Raw genomic sequence first — 16425 nt, 5'->3', positions numbered from 1 at the left:
AGGCGGAGGATTAAGTGCCCTGCTCTGGTGCAGAGAGGGCAGCTGCCGTCTATGTAGACGAGGAGCCTAGGAGTATGGGCCTTTTCGACCCTGAAAAGGCCATCTTTGCCCCGCATGCTCATAAGGAACCTTACCACGTAGGTTCAGGGGCTGGGCATCCTTTGGTTACATGGCCGGGGGGTTTGGCCACGGCTTTCCACTGGCGTAAAGTGAAGGGTATGGAGAGGCCCATTTCCGAGCGGCTTTTTTCCGAGGCGCAAGCCCACATCCCGGGCGGGGTTTCCAGCCCCGTTAGGGCCTTCAAGGCGGTGGGGGGTACCCCTCCCTTCCTGGTGCGGGGGGAGGGAGCCTACGTGTGGGACGCCGATGGGAACCGGTACGTGGACTACGTGCTGAGCTGGGGGCCCTTGATTCTGGGCCACGCCCACCCGGAGGTGGTCAGGAGGGTGAAGGAGGTGGCGGAGCAGGGCCTGACCTTCGGGGCTCCCCATCCCCTCGAGGCCGAGCTGGCCAAGGCGGTGAAGCGGGCCTACCCCCAGGTGGAGCTGGTCCGTTTCGTGAACTCGGGGACCGAGGCCACCATGAGCGCCTTGCGCCTGGCCAGGGGATATACAGGGAGAAAGTATGTCGTCAAGTTCCGGGGCAACTACCACGGGCATGCGGATGGCCTTTTGGTGGAGGCGGGAAGCGGAGCCCTCACCTTGGGCGTGCCCAGCAGCGCCGGGGTGCCCGAGGAGTACGCCAGCCTTACCCTGGTCCTGGAGTACAACGATCCCGAGGGGCTTAGGGAGCTTCTTAGGGCACGGGGTGAGGAGATCGCCGCCATCATCTTTGAACCGGTGGTGGGCAACGCCGGGGTCCTTATCCCCACGGAGGAGTTCCTCAAGGCCTTGCACCAGGCCCGGGAGTACGGAATCCTCCTCATCGCCGACGAGGTGATGACGGGCTTTCGCCTGGCCTTCGGTGGGGCCACGGAGCGGCTTGGGCTTAAGCCCGATCTCATCACCCTGGGCAAAATCCTGGGAGGCGGCCTTCCCGCCGCCGCCTACGGGGGCAGGCGGGAGATCATGGAAGAGGTGGCCCCCTTGGGACCCGTCTACCAGGCGGGGACCCTTTCGGGGAATCCCCTGGCCATGGCCGCGGGCCTGGCTACCCTGGAGATCCTGGAGAGGAATCCCGGCTACTACGGGTACCTGGAAACCCTGGGGGCCAGGCTGGAGGCAGGGCTCAAGGAGGTGCTTTCCCAAAAGGGCCTTCCCCACACGGTAAACCGCCTGGGCTCCATGATCACGGTTTTCTTCACCGAAGGGCCCGTGGCCACCTTCCAGGAGGCCAGGCGCACGGATACGGAGCTCTTCAAGCGCTTCTTCCACGGCCTGTTGGACCGGGGGGTGTACTGGCCGCCCTCCAACTTTGAGGCGGCCTTTCTGTCCGTGGCGCATAAGGAGGAGGATGTGGCCCTTACCCTCGAGGCCCTGGAGAAAGCCCTCTAGCCCATGACCCTGAAGGACCCCATCTGCGCCATCGCCACTCCCTTGGGCAAGGGGGCCATCGGGGTGGTGCGGCTTTCCGGGGAGGGAGCCCTGGAGGTGGCAAGCCGGGTGTGGCGGGGAAAGGACCCCAGGAAGCTGAAAGGGGGGCGCTTTACCCTGGGGGAGGTGGTGGACCCGGAAACCGGGGAGGTGTTGGACCAAGCCCTGCTTTTGGTCTTCCGAGCCCCCAGGTCCTACACGGGGGAGGATGCCTGCGAGTTCCACACCCATGGTTCGATGGCGGTGCTGAGGAGGGTCCTGGAGGCCCTGGTGAAGGCGGGAGCCCGGCTGGCTGGTCCTGGGGAGTTCACCTTCCGGGCCTACATGAACGGGAAGCTGGACCTGGCGCAGGCGGAGGCGGTCTTGGCCCTGGTGGAGGCGGAAGGGGACCTGGCCCGCCGCCAGGCTTTGAGGAGCCTCGAGGGGAGCTTCTCCCGGAAAATCGCCGCCTTGGAGGATAGGCTTCTTTCCCTTCTTGCCCACATCCAGGCCCTTCTGGACTATCCCGAGGAGGGGGTGGAGCCCCTCGAGGCCAGAAGGGTGATCGGGGAGGTGCTGGAGGAGGTGGAGGCCCTCCTTGCCCAGGCAAGGTCCTCCCGCCTGGCCCAACGGGGGGCCCGCCTGGCCTTGATCGGAGCTCCCAATGCGGGCAAAAGCTCGCTTCTAAACGCCCTTCTGGGCTACGAGCGGGCCTTGGTTTCCCCCATCCCCGGCACCACCCGGGACTACCTGGAAGCGCCTTTGGAGCTCTTCGGCATCCCCCTGGTGGCGGTGGACACAGCGGGCATTCGGGACACCTTGGATCCCCTGGAGCGGGCAGGGGTGGAAAGAGCTTTAAGAATTGCTGAGGAAGCCGATCTCGTGCTCTACGTGGCCGACCGCTCGGCTCCCAGGCCTTCCCTTCCTCCCTTACCCCCAAGGACCTTGAAGGTGGCCACCAAGGCGGACCTACCTCCCCTTTGGGAGGATGCGGAGTTTATCCCGGTGTCCAGCGTGACGGGGGAGGGATTAGGCCAGCTTAAGGAGGCCATCCGGGAGGCGTTTTTGGGCAGGGGGGGAGGGGAGTACCTCCTGAGCGAGCGGCAGATCGAGGCCCTTCATCAGGCCAGGGAGAGGCTTTTGGAGGCGAAAAACCTCCCGGAGGACCTTATGGGATTGGCTCTCGAGGAGGCCCTCAAGGCCCTGGCTTCCTTGAGGGGCAGGAAGGAGGTTTCCGAGGAGGTGGTGGCCCGGGTTTTCCAGAATTTCTGCGTGGGGAAGTAGCCAGGCCCCTCAGGGCAGGAAGGAATCCAGGATGGCCTCCACCTGGTCGGTTTCGATCAGGAAGGCGTCGTGGCCATGGGGGCTACGGATCTCCCGGTACCTTCCTCCGCTTAAGCGGGCCACCTGCCGCACCTCCTCGGCGGGGTAGAGGAGGTCGGTGTCTATGCCCACGAAGAGGGAGGGCAGGTTTTTTAGCCGCTTCAGGGCTTCCTCCACCCCACCCCTTCCCCGGCCCACATCGTGGGTATCCATGGCCCGGGAGAGAACCAGATAGCTTTCCGCATGGAAGCGCTTAAGGAACTTCTCCCCCTGGTAGTCCAGGTAGGTTTCCCCCTTTTCGGGCTCCTGGCCCCAGCGGGTTTCAAAGCCCTTGGGTGCCCGGTAGCTCATCATGGCGATGCCCCGGGCCAGGGCCATGCCCTTGGGGGCAGGATGACCGGCATGGTACTCAGGGTCTAGGAGGATAGCCTGGCGGCTTAGATGGTTGAAGGCCCGGGCCCAGGGGCCATGCCTTGCGGGAGCGGCCAGGACCACCAGTTTCTTCACCCTTTCCGGGTACATGAGGGCGAACTCCAGGGCCACCATTCCGCCCAAGCTTCCCCCGATCACGATGGCCTTCTCCACCCCCAGGTGGTCCAAAAGCCTTGCCTGGACCCGGGCCAGGTCACGGATGGTAAGGAGGGGAAACTCCTTGGCGTAGGGCCTTCCCGTGCGGGGGTCTAGGGAGAGGGGTCCGGTGGAGCCATAGCAGCTTCCCAGGTGGTTGGCGGAGATCACGTAGTAGAGAGCAGGGTCCAGGATCCGCCCGGGGCCCACCAGGGCATCCCACCACCCTTGGGGGCCGAAGGCCTTCTCCAGGGGGGAGAGGCTTTGGAAGGTGGCCTCGTCGTAGGTGCCTGCCAGGTGGGCGCTTCCCGTGAGGGCGTGGAAGACCAAGACCGCGTTGTCCCTGAGCCGGGAAAGCCGGCCGTAGGTTTCAAACCGCAGGCGCACCTCGGGCAGGAAGCCCCCAAGCTCGGTGTAAAACCCTTCCCGCCTGGGGAAGAGCACGGCGGTGCGGGGCCTGGGAGGGGGGATGGGAAAGGGGGGAGCGGGGAGGCTTGAGGATGAGGGCCTCGTGCTCCCCCCAGGTTTCCAGGGCGATCTCGCTCATGCCAGGGCCTCCCTAAGCTCCGCTTTCAAGTCGTCCACATGCTCGAGGCCCACGCTCAAGCGCACCATCTCCGGCAAAACCCCCGCCAGGACCTGCTCCTCCGGGGAGAGCTGGGAGTGGGTGGTGGAGGCGGGGTGGATGGCCAGGGTACGGGTATCCCCCACGTTGGCCAGGTGGGAGATGAGCTTAAGGCGGGAGATGAAGCGCTTGGCGGCCTCGTACCCTCCCTTCAGGCCAAAGGTGAGGACAGCTCCCGGTTTCCCCCGGAAGTACTTCTGGGCGCGGGCGTGGTGGGGATGCTGGGGGAGGCCCGGGTAGTTCACCCAGGCCACCTGGGGTTGCTCCGCAAGCCAGTGGGCCAGGTGGAGGGTGTTTTCCACGTGGCGCTCCGCCCGTAGGGAAAGGGTTTCCATGCCGAGAAGCACCACCCAGGCCTCAAAGGGCCCCAGGGCCTGTCCCTGGTCCCGAAGCCCATCCACCCGGGCCTTCACGATGAAGGCCAGGTCCCCAAAGGCCTCCACCAACCTGAGGCCGTGGTACCCGGGCTGAGGCTCGGTGAGGAGGGGGTAGCGGCCGTTGTCCCAGGGGAAGTTCCCCCCGTCCACTATGCCCCCGGCGATCACCGCCCCGTGCCCTCCCACCCACTTGGTGAGGGAATGGGTTACCACCGCCGCTCCCCATTCCAGGGGCCTAAGGAGGTAGCCCCCCATGCCGAAGGTGTTGTCCACGAAAAGGGCTACCCCCACTTCCCGGGCGGCTTGGGCCAGGGCCTCGAGGTCCGGGATGTTCAGGGCGGGGTTGCCGATGGACTCCACCCACCAGGCCCGGGTTTTCCCGTCGGTGAGGGCTAAGAACTCCTCGGGGCGCTCTTCCCTGGAGGTGAAGCGCACCTCTATTCCAAGCCGCTTCAGGGTTACCTTGAACTGGTTGAAGGTGCCCCCGTACAGGTTCGGAGTGGAAACGATGTTGTCCCCCGCCTGGGCCAGGGTGGTGAGGGCCAGGAACTGGGCGGCGTGGCCCGAAGAGGTGGCCAGCGCAGCCTTGCCCCCCTCGAGGGCCGCCAGACGCCGTTCCAGCACCTCCACCGTGGGGTTCATAATGCGGCTATAGATGTTCCCGAACTCCTTCAAGGCGAAGAGGTTGGCGGCGTGCTCGGGACTCTGGAAAAGGTAGCTGGTGGTGGGGTAGATGGGCACCTGGCGGCTTAAGGTGGTGGGCTCGGGCTCGTAGCCAGCGTGGAGCTGCAAGGTTTCAAAGCGCATCCTTGGCCTCCTTTCCAAGAACCCGCCTGGGGCGCTTGGGAAGGGGCCAATAAGAAGGCCCCTTCTGGCGGGAAGTGCAAGGGCACCGTTCTCTCGCCTAGAAGGGGTTGGGCGTGGCGCTTACCCCCCTCTCTTATCGTCCCCGGGCGTTTCCCCCACCCGGGCCGGCCTTGGCACCAGCCCCACCCGCATCCGGCCATGAAACGGAAGGGATGGGAGGTTGCCGCGGTTTCACAGGGCCGTACCCTCCACCGCTCTGGATAAGAGAACGGGCTGGTTTTCGCCGCGCCCCGGCGCGGTTAAGGGTCAGTGTAGGGGCTTGGGGCTTGGCCGTCAACACCCTTTGACCTTTTGGCCCTCCTCCCCTATACTGAACTCCGCTACGGGGAGTAGCGCAGCCCGGTAGCGCACCTCGTTCGGGACGAGGGGGTCGCTGGTTCAAATCCAGTCTCCCCGACCAGAAGGCCGGCCCACGGGCCGGCTTTTCGTATACTCCTCCCGTGGGCTTTCTGGCGGGCCTTGCCCTCTTGCTTTTGGGGTTGCACCTGATCGGGGAAGGGCTTTCCTCGGTAAAGGGGAAAAGGTACCTGCTGGCCCGGGCCTTTTCCAGGCCGGGGAGCCTTCTGCTTTCGGGTCTTCTCCTGGGGCTTCTTTCGGGTAGCGGCACCGGCCTTTCCCTCCTGGCCCTGGGGCTTTTGGAAGGGGGGATCTTCTCCCTGGGGCAGGCCGCCCTCCTTTCCCTGGCCGCCACCGCCGGGGCCGGCGCCTGGGTGGGGGTGGTGGCCCTGGCGCAAAGGGAGGTGGCCGAGGTCCTGCTGGCTCTGGGCCTTCCTCTTTTCCTCTTCCGGGGAAGCCGAAGCGGCGGGCTGGTTCTTTTGGGCTTGGGCCTTCTTTTCCTGGGCTTTTTGGAGATGGGCCAGGGGGCCAAGGCTTTTGCGCCCCTTTTGAGCCTGCTTAATCCGGGTCCATGGGCCCTGTATGTGGTGGGGATCGTCCTGGCCTTTTTCCTGGGAACCGCCAACGGGGTGGCGGCCTTGGCCCTTGCCCTTATGCCCTTTTTGGGACAAGGGGGGAGCATGGCCTTGACCCTGGGGGCGGGGGTGGGGGTTTCGGGAGCCCTTTTTCTGGCGGCCTTGGGGGGCAGGCGGGAGGGATGGGCTTTGGGGGTGGCCCTTTTGGGGCATCGCTTTCTCTTTTCCCTGCCCTTTTTGCTTCTGCTTGGGCCGCTTGGGAGCGTGGGGGTGGTGGGGCTCCACCTCCTAAGCCACCTGGCCTACGCCATAGCCTTTCTTCCCCTCCAGGGGCGTTACCTGCGCCTTACCGAAGGTCTCTTTCCCCGCCGCACCGTAAGCCCCAAGTACCTTTCCCCCGAGGCTTTGGAAACCCCTAGCCTGGCCTACGCCCTGGTGCAGCGGGAGCTTGGCCGGGTGGCGGATGCCGTGCGGAACATGCTGGCGCGGGCGGTGCGGATCCTGGCCCAGGAGGAAGGGGGCGAGGCGGAGCTCGAGGCGCTGGAGGACAAGGTGGACCGGCTTACCCGGGAGGTGGTCCTCTATACCGCCGAGCTTTCCACCCGCACCCGGGACGAGCGGGCGGTGCGGTTCTTCGTGGCGGCCAGTGAGCTTGAGCACCTCGGGGACCTGGTGCGCCGGGTGGTGCGCCAGGCGGCGAAGCTTTGGGCCCAGGGCCTGACCTTTAGCCCGGAAGGCAAGGAGGACCTCCTGGAGGCGGGAAGGTTGGTGCTGGGCCGCCTCGAGCGCATGGCGGCCGCCTTGGCCACGGGGGACAAGGCCCTGGCGGAAGGGGTTTTGTCCGAGGAAAGGGAGGTGGCGGCCTTTCTGGATCGCCTGCGCCGGGCCCACCTGAGCCGTTTGGAAAGCGGCCGGGCGGAAAGCCGGGCCACCACCTTGGCCCACCTGGACCTCCTCATCACCCTGGAGGAGGTTTCCAGCGGGGTGGACAGGCTTTGCCGCCTGGTCCTGGAGCTTTAAGCTAGGAAGCGTGGTGAGGATTCTGGGCGGCAAGGCCAAGGGGGTGCCCTTGAAGGTGCCGGCTTCGGCCAGGCCCTCCCCCGTGCGCCTGCGGAAGGCGCTTTTTGACTACCTGCGCTTGCGCTACCCCAAGCGGGGCCGGTTCCTGGACCTCTATGCGGGGAGCGGGGCGGTGGGCCTCGAGGCGGCCAGCGAGGGCTTTGAGGCCACCCTGGTGGAGAAGGACCAGGAAGCGGTGGCCCTCCTTAAGGAAAACCTCCGCCGCACGGGGCTTCGGGCCCGGATCGTTCCCCTTCCCGTGGAGGTCTTTCTGCCGGAGGCCAAGGCCCGGGGCGAACGCTACACGGTGGCCTTCATGGCACCGCCCTATCCCCTGGACCTGGTCCAGGCCTTCCAGGCCCTCCTGGAAAGCGGCCTGGTGGAGAAGGGGGGCCTTTACATCCTGCAGCACCCTAAGGACCTGCACCTGCCCTTTGGGGAGCGGCGGGTTTACGGGGAAAACGCCCTCACCCTGGTGGAGGCTTAGATGCACGTGGTCTATCCCGGAAGCTTTGATCCCCTTACCAACGGCCATTTGGACGTGATCCAGCGGGCAAGCCGCCTCTTTGACCGGGTCACGGTGGCGGTGCTGGAAAACCCCAACAAGCGGGGGCAGTACCTCTTTACCGCCGAGGAGCGCCTCAACATCGTGCGGGAGGCCACTGCCCACCTGCCCAACGTGGAGGCCCGCACCTTTTCCGGCCTTCTGGTGGATTTCGTGAGGCAGGTGGGGGCCCAGGCCATCGTCAAGGGCCTGAGGGCGGTTTCCGACTATGAGTATGAGCTCCAGATGGCCCACCTGAACCGCCAGCTTTTGCCGGGCTTGGAAACCCTCTTCATCCTGGCCGCCACCCGGTACTCCTTTGTGTCCAGCACCATGGTCAAGGAGATCGCCCGCTACGGGGGGGATGTATCCAAGCTGGTGCCCCCGGCCACCCTTAGGGCCCTCAAGTCCAAGTTCGGCCAGGGGTAAAATCCCCTTGGAGGTTGTCATGAAGGCTTTTTCCAGCAAGTACGGGAACACCCTGGAGTTCGGTCACCTCATCGGGGGGGAGGAGGTCTTTGAAGGGAAGGTCCTCGAGAGGCGGAATCCCTCGGACCTCGAGGACCTGGTGGCCCGTTTCCCCGAGGGCACCAAGGAAACCCTGAGGAAAGCCGCCTTAAAGGCGCGGGAAGCCTTTAAGGAGTGGAGCCAGACCCCGGCGCCCGTGCGGGGGCAGGTGCTTTTCAACCTGGCCAAGATCCTGGAACGGGAGAAGCCCACCCTGACCCGGCTGATGGTCAGGGAGGTGGGGAAGACCTTCAAGGAGGCGGGGGGAGATGTCCAGGAGGCCATAGACACCGCCATCTTCTTTGCCTCCGAGGGCCGGAGGCTTTACGGCCAGACCGTGCCCAGCGAGATGCGGAACAAGGAGCTCTTCACCTTCCGCAGGCCTTTGGGGGTGGTGGGGATGATCACCGCCGGGAACTTCCCCATCGCCGTGCCCAGCTGGAAGCTGATCCCTGCGGTCCTTGCGGGCAACACCGTGGTCTGGAAGCCTTCCGATGACTCCCCGGTTCTTTCCTATATCTTCGTCAAGCTCTTTGAGGAGGCGGGCCTCCCTCCCGGGGTCATCAACGTGGTCTTTGGAGGGGGGAAGGACTCCACGGGCCAGTGGCTGGTGGAACTCATGGACGAGGGTCTCCTCAACAAGTTCGCCTTCACCGGCAGCACCAAGGTGGGGCGCTGGATCGGGGAGGTGGCGGGGCGGAACCTGATCCGGCCCACCCTGGAGCTTGGGGGAAAGAACCCCCTGGTGGTGATGCGGGATGCCGATCTGGATTTGGCGGTGGAAGGGGCCTGGTGGAGTGCCTTCGCCACCGGGGGGCAGCGGTGCACCTCGGCGGGGAACATCCTGGTGGATGCCCCCATCTACGAGGAGTTCAAGAAGCGCTTCCTGGAAAGGACCGAGGCCACGGTGGTGGGAAACCCTCTTCTCCACCCCGAGGTCACCTACGGCCCCTTCATCAACGAGCGCCTGTTCCAGCGCTGGCTGGAACACTACACCTGGGGGCAGGAGGATGGGGCTACCTTGCTCTTTGGCAAGGGGCGGATTACGCGGGAGAACCCTTATCCCCGGTTCCTGGGGGACCCGGAAACTGGGCTCTACGGCTGGCCCACGGTGTGGGAGGCCAAGCCCGGCATGCGCCAGTTCGCCGAGGAGATCTTCGGCCCCACCATCAACCTGGTTAAGGTGGACGGCATCGAGGAGGCCCTCGAGGTGGCCAACGCCACGCCCTACGGCCTATCCAGCGCCATTTACACCAACCACCGCCACTGGGCCTACCTCTTCAAGGTGGGCATCCGGGCGGGGATGACCAGCATCAACAACACCACCGTGGGCGCCGAGGCCCACCTGCCCTTCGGCGGGGTAAAAGCCAGCGGCAATGGGGCCCGGGAATCCGGGATTTGGGTCATAGAGGAGTACACCTACTGGCATGCGGTGAACGAGGAGTACTCGGGCCGCCTCCAGCTGGCCCAGATGGATACCGGCTACGTGAGCCCCAAGGCCCCTACCCCCTGGGCCGAGGTCCTCGGTTTCTAGCCTGTACCCCTTTCCGCTCAAGAGGGGTAGCGTTACTGGGCGCTTTCCAGGTCGGGCCTCAGGCGCACCGCATCCCTAAGGTACACGTGGCGTACCTGGTCCTGAGGGGTGTCGGTGTTCCAAAGGGCTAGGACCCGGATCACCCGGGGCAGGCTTCCCGGCACCGGCACCTCCCGGGCGGACAGCAGGGGAACCCGGTGCATGCCTATCTGGCGGGCAGCCTCGGCGGGGAAGGCCGAATGTAGGTCCTCCGTAACCGTGAAGATGATGGCTGCCAGCTCCTCATGGCTTTGGATGCCGTTTGCCTCCAGCATCTTAAGGAGAAGCTCCCGCGTGGCTTGATGGATGGCCTCCGGCGTATCCTCCTCCACGGTGATGGCACCCCTGATGCCCCGGACCATAGTTGGGCTCCATGCTAAGGGGTTTAGGCCTTTGGCACAAGATGGGTAGACTGGGAGTTGTGAATCTGATGGCGGTGTTCGCCCATCCCGATGACGAGATCGGGGCTTCAGGCACCCTGGCCCTCCACGGCCGGCGGGGGGACCGGGTGCTTTTGGTCTGGATGACCAAGGGGGAGTTGGCGAGCCAGTTCGGGGAGCTGGAAGAGGACAGGGTGGCCGAGATACGGGAGGGGCATGGGGCCCATGTGGCCCGGTTGATCGGGGCCGAGTACCGTTTTCTACCCTTTCGTGATACCTTTCTCACCGGGGGCAGGGAGGAAGCCCTGGCCTTGGCTCGGTTGATGGCCGAGTTTCGGCCGGATGCCGTGATCACCTGGGATCCCCTGGACGTCCACCCTGACCACCGGGCCACCCATCAGGCGGTCCTTTCCGCCTTAAAGTTTTGCCGCATACCCAAACTCGTGGGGGAAGCGCACCGGAAGCCGGTACGGCTTTACCACTATCCCAGGAAGGAGCTTGTGAGACCGTGGCTCTACGTGGATACCACCGCCACCCAAGAGGTGGCTGAAGCGGTGTTTGCCTTTTACCAGGAGTTCTACCGCTGGCCCTTTACCCTGGAGGAGTTTCGCGCCCGCCGGCGCCTTCGGGGTCGGGAGGCGGGGGTTCCCTTTGCGGAGGCGTTTCAGACGGACTCCCCTCCGGCGTGGCCTGCTCTTCCCTAACGCCTTCCGCGGGATTGTAGGCAGGGGTGAGCACGTAAGCTAAGAGCACTGCGGGAAGGACCAGGGGCAAGGTGGCGTACCCGCCCCACTCCGCTGCCAGAACGGTGGCCGCGAAGGGAGCGCGGGCTACCCCCGCCAGCACCGCCACGCCCCCGGCCAGGGCCAGGGTTTCAGGAGGAAGGGCCAGCGGGCCCGGCAGATGGGCCAGGAAAGCTCCCAAGAGCCCTCCCAGGACCAGGGCAGGGGTGTAGGGGCCCCCGTAGGCCCTTATCCCGCTGGCCAGGAGGAGAAGGAGGAGCTTGGCGAAAAGGAGGGACAGCACGGCTAGGGGGGGCAGAAGGGGAGTGGTGGCCACGGCTACCCAGCCCAGGCCACTCCCCAAGGCTTCGGGCAGAACGAGGAGGGCCAGGGCCAAGGCCAGGCCCAAAAGGGCATGGCGCCAGGGGTAGGGAAGAGGGCGGATGCGGCCTTCCAGAAAGCGGGAGCCTTCCACCCAAAGGGTGGCCAGGGCAGCGGCCACCAGCCCTACCAGGGCGCCGGCAGGGAGGGCACCCATATCCACCTGGGCCTGGAAGGTTAGAAGGGGAGTGTAGCCGTAGAAGGCCCCGTAGACGGCAAAACCCGCCAAGGCCCCGATCAAGGCTGGGGTAAGGGCCCGGGCCTCGAGGAGCAGGCTCCGGTAAAGAATCTCCGTGGCGAGGAGGGCTCCGGCCACGGGAGCGTGCAGGCTGGCTCCAAGCCCGGCGGCGAGCCCGGCAAAGGCCAGCCCCCCGCCCAGTCGAGGAAAGCGCCGGTCCAGCCCCCGGCCCAGCCAAAGCCCCAGCACCCCAAAGGGACCCTCGCGCCCCATGGGGGAGTAGAGGGAAAGCTGGAGTATCCCTCCCAACACGGCCCGCAGGTGGGAGGAAGGAGGGGTCGGCCGGTCCTCCCGGGCCTGGAGAAGAAAGGCGGCAAGCCCCTGGCCGGTTCCCAGGAAGCTGGTGAGGGCGAAGAGGAGGGGCAGGAGGAAGGCAAGGGGCCAGAGGGATGGTCCGGTGAAGGCCTGGGCCAGGCCTCCTTCCCCGGGGGGTTCGGGGGCCAGGTACCCGAAGAAAAGGCCCAAGGCCTCGGTCAAGGCTCTAAGCAAGGCGTTCAGAAAGGCCAGGAGGAGCCCGGCCAAGGCTCCGGTGAAGGCGCTATAGAGGATGAGAGGTCCCGTATGCCGGACCTCCTGGTCCCAGAGGGAGGGGAAGCCGAGCTGGGGGCCGCGGCCCAAGGGGCGCATCAGAGGGAGTGTACCAGACTGGCGGGGCTTCCCCGGGTCAGGCGGGGGGTGGGAAGGCTCAGGGCCCGGTACCCTCCCCGGGTCAGGGCCCGAATGAGAACCCGGGGATCCACCTTCTCCCAGAGGAAAAGGGCCTCGTTTTTCACGTCCAGGTCTGGGCTGCTGGCCCGGGAGTCCGTGCCCAGGGCCAGCTCCACCCCATGGCGGGCGTAGAGGTGGATGGGAGCCTCCCCCACCTGCAGGTAAGCGTTGGACCGGGGGCAGAGGATGACCTTGGTGCCGGAATCCGCTAGCATCCTCATCTCTTCCTCGTCCACCTGCACCCCGTGGACCAAAAGGGTGTTGGGGCCCAAGGCGCCAAGGGCCTGAAGGTAGCGGATAGGGGTTAGGCCCGGGGGTTCAAAGGGGGTTCGGCTGAAGCGTCCGTGGATCTGGGTTAAAAACCCCTCTCCTTTTTGCAGGAAGGCTGCTTCTTCCTGGCTTTCCCCTGCGTGGATCATGAGGGGAAGGCCCTCGGCCCTGGCGTACTGGGCGAGCCGCCGCAACAGCGGTGCGCTCACCGAGTAGGGGGCATGGGGGGAAAGCCCCACCCTCACCCGTCCTTCCAGGCGCCGCCAGGCCTTGACCTTAGCCTGGACCTGCTGGAACACTTCCTCGGCGTCCTCGGGATCCGGGGCGAAGACCTCGTAGAAGGCCACCCCCGGCAGGGGGCTTTCCCGAAGCAGGAACTCCATGACCTCATCCTTGAACACCACGTCGGCGAAGGCCCCTGCCCCGGAGCGCAGGAGTTCCTCCAGGCCCTGCTTTGCCGCCTCGAGGCCCCGCTTTTCCCTATGGGCCACCACATGGGGGATGAAGCCGGAAAAGGGACCCCGGTAAAGGGGGTGTAGGGAAAGATCCAGGTGGGTGTGGGCGTTCACGGGGGGTGGGAAGAGGGCCTTTCCCTTGGGGACCACTTCCGCCTGGGGGAAGCGCGCCCGAAGCTCCTCCAGGCTTCCCTGGCCCACCACGGTGGGTCCCTGGACCGCTATGGCCCCCCGGAGCATGGGGGTGCCGAAACCCGTGTAGACCACCTCGGCGGTCCAGAGCTCAGTCCTTAGCCAGAACATAGCGGTTGGGGTTTCGGGCGAAGTCCACGGCCCGGTAGCCCTGGGCGAAGTAGTGGCCTAGGACCAGGCGGCTATGTTCCCGCCACACCAGCGCCAGGGCTGGGTCTTCCCGCAGGATCCTTCCCCAGTCCTCGGGGATTTGGAAAAGGAGACGGGGGCCCTCGAGGTCCAAGAAGGCCTCCACGGGCTTTTCCGCCTCCACCCGGTTGGTCTGGGGCAACCCCTCCAGCAGGGGTTCAGGCGGCGGGGTGTAGATGCGGGCGTAGACCCTTTCCGAAAGGAGCTCCCACTCCGCCAGAAGCCGGTCCGAGGGGGCCCCGGCGTTGATGCCCGTCATGGGGCCGTAGTGGTCGGGAAGGTAGGTTTTGGCGGTGGCCCCAAGCTTCCTCAGGTTGAAGTTGGCGTTTACCCCCCGTAAGGGGTCGAAGGTCCAGACCACCTTCTTTATCCCCCGGGCCAGGCACCAGTCCCGCTGGAAGCGCTTTAGCCAAAGCGCGGCCCCCGTGCCCCGGTAGGCTTCCAGAACCCCCAGCATGTGGGAGTGCTGCAGGGTGGGGTCTTGGGTGGGGAAGCCAAAGACGAAGCCCACCATCCGCCCTTCCACGAAGGCTCCCGCCACCAGGCCCCCTTCATCCTGAACCGCAATGAGAAGGCCCCTTGGCACCAGATCGCTTTCCGCACGGCCCCAGACCTCCCGCTGGAGCTCCACCACGGCCTCCATCTCCTCAGGGCCCTTTAGCTCGCGGACATGTACCTCTGCCATAGGGTGATCCGCTCCACCAAGGGAAGCTTCAGGTGCACGCCGATACCTGGACCCTCGGGCACGGGCATAAGGCCCTCCTCCGCCTCGAGGGCCTCCTCCACGATGTCCTCCTCCCAGTAGCGGCTGGCCGAGCTCACGTCCCCGGGCTTGGTGAAGGCGGGCAGGGTGGCCAGGTGGAGGTTGTGGGCCCGGCCCACCCCAGCCTCCAGCATTCCTCCCATCCAAAGGGGAATCCCAGCGCTTTGGGCCAGGGCGTGGACCTTGAGGCTTTCCCCATGGCCCCCAAGCCGGGCCGGCTTGATGTTGAACACCTTTCCTGACATGAGCTCCATGGCCTTTCTCGCCTTTTCCGCGGAGGTGAGGCTTTCGTCCAGGCAGATGGGGGTGGCGATCTCCCGTTGAAGCCGGGCGTGGTCCAGGAGGTCATCGTAGCCCAGGGGTTGCTCGATGTAATCCAGGAAGAGCTCGTCCAGCCGTTTCAGCCGGGGAAAGTCGGAGAGGCGGTAGGCGCTGTTGGCGTCGGCGGTTAGGGTGGCTTCCGGGAAGGCCTGGCGCACGGCTTTCAGCACCTCGTAGTCCCAGCCCGGCTTGATCTTGAGCTTGATGCGCCGGTACCCCTCGGAAAGGTGCCGTTCCACTGCCTTCAGGGTGTCCGCCACTGTGGGCTGGATGCCCAGGGAGACGCCTACCTCCACCGCCTGCCGTACCCCGCCCAAGACCTGCCAAAGAGGCTTCCCCAGGCCCTTGGCAAAGAGGTCCCAGAAGGCCATCTCCAGGACCGCCTTGGCCATGGGGTTTCCCCGGAAAGGGGCGAGGGCCTGGCTTAGGGCCTCAGGGTTGGGAAAGTCCTTTCCCAGAGCCTGGGGCAGGAAGACCTCCTCCAGGAGGTAGCGGGCGCTGGCCACGGTCTCCTCCCGGTAGAGGGGGAGCTTCTCCATCACCCCTTCCCCTAGGCCCTCGAGGCCCTCTCCGAAAAGCCTCAGGAGGAGGATGGTTCGCTTGGTCTGCACCCCGAAGCTGGTTTCAAACCGGAACTTCAGGGGTAGCTCCAGGATCCTAAGCTCTGCAGCTTCTAGACGCATGGCTCCAGCACCTCCTTGCCCAGGTAAGGAACAAGGGCCTCGGGTACCCTCACCCGTCCATCGGGAAGCTGATGGTTTTCCAAAAGCATCACCAGGATCCTGGGGGTGGCCAAAGCCGTGTTGTTCAGGGTGTAGGCGTACTGCACCCTGCCCTCCTTGTCCCGGTAGCGGAGGTCTGCCCTCCGGGCCTGCCAGTCCAGAAGGGCCGAGCAGGAGTGGGTTTCCCGGTACCGCCCCTCCGAGGGGACCCAGACCTCCAGGTCCACCTGCCGCCACTTCCCCGGACCCATGTCCCCCGTGGAAACCTCCAGTAGGCGGTAGGGAAGCTCCAGGAGGCCGAGGATCTCCTCGGCGTTTTGCAAAAGCTCCTGGAAGGCTTGGTCCGAGGCCTCGAGGCTCGCCTCGGTGAGCACGTACTGCTCCACCTTGTGGAACTGGTGCACCCGCATGAGGCCCCGCACGTCCTTGCCGAAGCTGCCCGCTTCCGAGCGGAAGGCGGGAGCGTAGCCGGCGTACCGCTTGGGAAGCTCTTCCTGCTGCAAAATCTCCCCGCTATGAAGGGCGTTTAAGACCACCTCCGCGGTGCCCGTGAGGTAGAGGTCGGTGCCGGCGATGGGCCAGACCTGGTCCCTGGCGGCCGGGAAGTGCCCGGTGCCGATGAAGGCCTTCTCCCTGGCGTAGGAGGGAAGGGTCAAGGGAGTGTAGCCCTTTCGCACCATGAAGTCCATGGCGAAGCGGATGAGGGCCAGCTCATAAAGGGCCAAGTCCCCCCTCAAGGCATAGGTGCGGCTTCCCGAAACCTGGCTGATCCTGGGTTCCCACCAACCGTTTTTCTCCAGGAGGCTCACGTGGTCCAGGAGGGGGAAGGAAAACTCCGGTGGGGCTCCCACTCGCTTGATCTCCACGTTGGCGGAGTCGTCAGGGCCCACCGGAGCCCCTGGCCAGGGGGGAAGGGGTACCTTAAGGAGAAGTTCCCAGAGCTGGGCTTCCTTCTCCCGCAGGGCTTCCTCCACCCTCTTGGCCTCCTCCGCCAGGGCCTTGCCGCGGGCCACCAGGTCGGGCCTCGCCTCAGGGGGTGCCTTGGGGACCTCCTTGGCGATGCGGTTGCGCTCGGTCTGAAGCTCCTGGAGCCGGGCCTTTAAGCCCTGTACCTCGGCGTCCAGGGCCAGAAGGGCATCCAGATCCAGGGCTACCCCCTTCAGGCGGATGGCTTCCCGATAGACCTCGGGGTTGCGGCGGAGATGCTTGAGGTCCACCAT

The 16425-nt window shown here is 65.6% G+C and carries 14 protein-coding genes, 1 tRNA gene, 1 pseudogene and 1 riboswitch; of the genes and pseudogenes, 8 read left to right on the top strand and 8 right to left on the bottom strand.

Features of this window, described 5'->3' with window-relative positions; all coding sequences use genetic code 11:
- Nucleotides 1–218 precede the first annotated feature (218 nt).
- Both hemL and mnmE read left to right on the top strand, forming a co-directional pair.
- Nucleotides 219–1493, top strand: a complete 1275-nt coding sequence (gene hemL, locus TNMX_RS11670; RefSeq protein WP_038032462.1) for a glutamate-1-semialdehyde 2,1-aminomutase — start codon at nucleotides 219–221, stop codon at nucleotides 1491–1493.
- 3 nt (nucleotides 1494–1496) lie between these two features.
- Nucleotides 1497–2795, top strand: coding sequence for a tRNA uridine-5-carboxymethylaminomethyl(34) synthesis GTPase MnmE (gene mnmE / locus TNMX_RS11665; protein ID WP_038032460.1), 1299 nt, complete (start codon nucleotides 1497–1499; stop codon nucleotides 2793–2795).
- Between the two features lie 9 nt (nucleotides 2796–2804).
- Here the strand turns inward: mnmE and metX are convergent.
- Together metX and TNMX_RS11655 are read right to left on the bottom strand one after the other, a co-directional pair.
- Nucleotides 2805–3948 (bottom strand): annotated as a pseudogene (gene metX, locus TNMX_RS11660) (homoserine O-acetyltransferase).
- A complete protein-coding gene (locus TNMX_RS11655) occupies nucleotides 3945–5210 on the bottom strand; it encodes an O-acetylhomoserine aminocarboxypropyltransferase/cysteine synthase family protein (protein ID WP_038032458.1) in 1266 nt (421 codons plus the stop codon). Before TNMX_RS11655 ends, metX begins: the two are co-directional and overlap by 4 nt.
- A gap of 130 nt (nucleotides 5211–5340) precedes the next feature.
- A riboswitch (SAM riboswitch) is annotated at nucleotides 5341–5477 on the bottom strand.
- Between the two features lie 116 nt (nucleotides 5478–5593).
- Here TNMX_RS11655 and TNMX_RS11650 point away from each other — a divergent pair.
- The 5 genes from TNMX_RS11650 (at nucleotide 5594) to TNMX_RS11630 (ending at nucleotide 9825) form a co-directional block, all read left to right on the top strand.
- Nucleotides 5594–5670: transfer RNA gene (locus TNMX_RS11650), tRNA-Pro, on the top strand.
- Between the two features lie 40 nt (nucleotides 5671–5710).
- A complete protein-coding gene (locus TNMX_RS11645) occupies nucleotides 5711–7201 on the top strand; it encodes a PhoU domain-containing protein (protein ID WP_038032464.1) in 1491 nt (496 codons plus the stop codon).
- A 10-nt stretch (nucleotides 7202–7211) separates the two neighbouring features.
- Nucleotides 7212–7727, top strand: coding sequence for an RsmD family RNA methyltransferase (locus TNMX_RS11640; RefSeq protein ID WP_019550176.1), 516 nt, complete (start codon nucleotides 7212–7214; stop codon nucleotides 7725–7727).
- Complete coding sequence (gene coaD / locus TNMX_RS11635; RefSeq protein ID WP_038032456.1) at nucleotides 7728–8213, top strand: pantetheine-phosphate adenylyltransferase; 486 nt, start codon at nucleotides 7728–7730, stop codon at nucleotides 8211–8213.
- 19 nt (nucleotides 8214–8232) lie between these two features.
- A complete protein-coding gene (locus tag TNMX_RS11630; protein ID WP_038032454.1) occupies nucleotides 8233–9825 on the top strand; it encodes an aldehyde dehydrogenase family protein in 1593 nt (530 codons plus the stop codon).
- Nucleotides 9826–9857: 32 nt separating this feature from the next.
- Here TNMX_RS11630 and aroH read toward each other — a convergent pair whose 3' ends face one another.
- Nucleotides 9858–10226: a chorismate mutase gene (aroH, locus tag TNMX_RS11625; RefSeq protein ID WP_015717231.1), complete on the bottom strand. Its 369-nt coding sequence runs from the start codon at nucleotides 10224–10226 to the stop codon at nucleotides 9858–9860.
- 68 nt (nucleotides 10227–10294) lie between these two features.
- Between aroH and TNMX_RS11620 the strand changes: the two genes are divergently transcribed.
- Nucleotides 10295–10948 (top strand): PIG-L deacetylase family protein, encoded by a 654-nt coding sequence (locus tag TNMX_RS11620; RefSeq protein ID WP_038032453.1) that lies wholly within the window; start codon nucleotides 10295–10297, stop codon nucleotides 10946–10948.
- On the opposite strand, the gene TNMX_RS11615 is transcribed toward TNMX_RS11620, so the two are convergent.
- The 5 genes from TNMX_RS11615 to serS are packed head-to-tail and all read right to left on the bottom strand — an operon-like array spanning nucleotide 10836 to nucleotide 16425.
- On the bottom strand, nucleotides 10836–12212 hold the full coding sequence (locus TNMX_RS11615; protein ID WP_038032451.1) for a chloride channel protein: 1377 nt from the start codon (nucleotides 12210–12212) through the stop codon (nucleotides 10836–10838). The genes TNMX_RS11620 and TNMX_RS11615 overlap by 113 nt on opposite strands.
- Complete coding sequence (locus TNMX_RS11610) at nucleotides 12212–13321, bottom strand: amidohydrolase family protein (RefSeq protein ID WP_038032450.1); 1110 nt, start codon at nucleotides 13319–13321, stop codon at nucleotides 12212–12214. The genes TNMX_RS11615 and TNMX_RS11610 overlap by 1 nt, the downstream gene beginning before the upstream one ends.
- Nucleotides 13302–14084, bottom strand: a complete 783-nt coding sequence (locus tag TNMX_RS11605) for a GNAT family N-acetyltransferase (RefSeq protein ID WP_038032448.1) — start codon at nucleotides 14082–14084, stop codon at nucleotides 13302–13304. Before TNMX_RS11605 ends, TNMX_RS11610 begins: the two co-directional genes overlap by 20 nt.
- Complete coding sequence (gene menC, locus TNMX_RS11600; protein WP_038032446.1) at nucleotides 14057–15166, bottom strand: o-succinylbenzoate synthase; 1110 nt, start codon at nucleotides 15164–15166, stop codon at nucleotides 14057–14059. The genes TNMX_RS11605 and menC overlap by 28 nt, the downstream gene beginning before the upstream one ends.
- Nucleotides 15157–16425 (bottom strand): serine--tRNA ligase, encoded by a 1269-nt coding sequence (serS, locus tag TNMX_RS11595; protein WP_038032444.1) that lies wholly within the window; start codon nucleotides 16423–16425, stop codon nucleotides 15157–15159. The genes menC and serS overlap by 10 nt, the downstream gene beginning before the upstream one ends.

Source organism: Thermus sp. NMX2.A1, assembly GCF_000511705.1.
Lineage (GTDB): Bacteria > Deinococcota > Deinococci > Deinococcales > Thermaceae > Thermus > Thermus scotoductus.
This window is presented reverse-complemented; position numbering and strand designations above follow the sequence as displayed.

What these genes read in the sequence shown, in the direction of transcription:
- serS (WP_038032444.1), bottom strand. Translation starts at nt 16,425, where the DNA reads ATGGTGGACCTCAAGCATCTCCGCCGCAACCCCGAGGTCTATCGGGAA.
- hemL (WP_038032462.1), top strand. Translation starts at nt 219, where the DNA reads ATGGAGAGGCCCATTTCCGAGCGGCTTTTTTCCGAGGCGCAAGCCCAC.
- TNMX_RS11610 (WP_038032450.1), bottom strand. Translation starts at nt 13,321, where the DNA reads ATGTTCTGGCTAAGGACTGAGCTCTGGACCGCCGAGGTGGTCTACACG.
- coaD (WP_038032456.1), top strand. Translation starts at nt 7,728, where the DNA reads ATGCACGTGGTCTATCCCGGAAGCTTTGATCCCCTTACCAACGGCCAT.
- aroH (WP_015717231.1), bottom strand. Translation starts at nt 10,226, where the DNA reads ATGGTCCGGGGCATCAGGGGTGCCATCACCGTGGAGGAGGATACGCCG.
- mnmE (WP_038032460.1), top strand. Translation starts at nt 1,497, where the DNA reads ATGACCCTGAAGGACCCCATCTGCGCCATCGCCACTCCCTTGGGCAAG.
- TNMX_RS11620 (WP_038032453.1), top strand. Translation starts at nt 10,295, where the DNA reads ATGGCGGTGTTCGCCCATCCCGATGACGAGATCGGGGCTTCAGGCACC.
- menC (WP_038032446.1), bottom strand. Translation starts at nt 15,166, where the DNA reads ATGCGTCTAGAAGCTGCAGAGCTTAGGATCCTGGAGCTACCCCTGAAG.
- TNMX_RS11630 (WP_038032454.1), top strand. Translation starts at nt 8,233, where the DNA reads ATGAAGGCTTTTTCCAGCAAGTACGGGAACACCCTGGAGTTCGGTCAC.
- TNMX_RS11615 (WP_038032451.1), bottom strand. Translation starts at nt 12,212, where the DNA reads ATGCGCCCCTTGGGCCGCGGCCCCCAGCTCGGCTTCCCCTCCCTCTGG.
- TNMX_RS11655 (WP_038032458.1), bottom strand. Translation starts at nt 5,210, where the DNA reads ATGCGCTTTGAAACCTTGCAGCTCCACGCTGGCTACGAGCCCGAGCCC.
- TNMX_RS11605 (WP_038032448.1), bottom strand. Translation starts at nt 14,084, where the DNA reads ATGGCAGAGGTACATGTCCGCGAGCTAAAGGGCCCTGAGGAGATGGAG.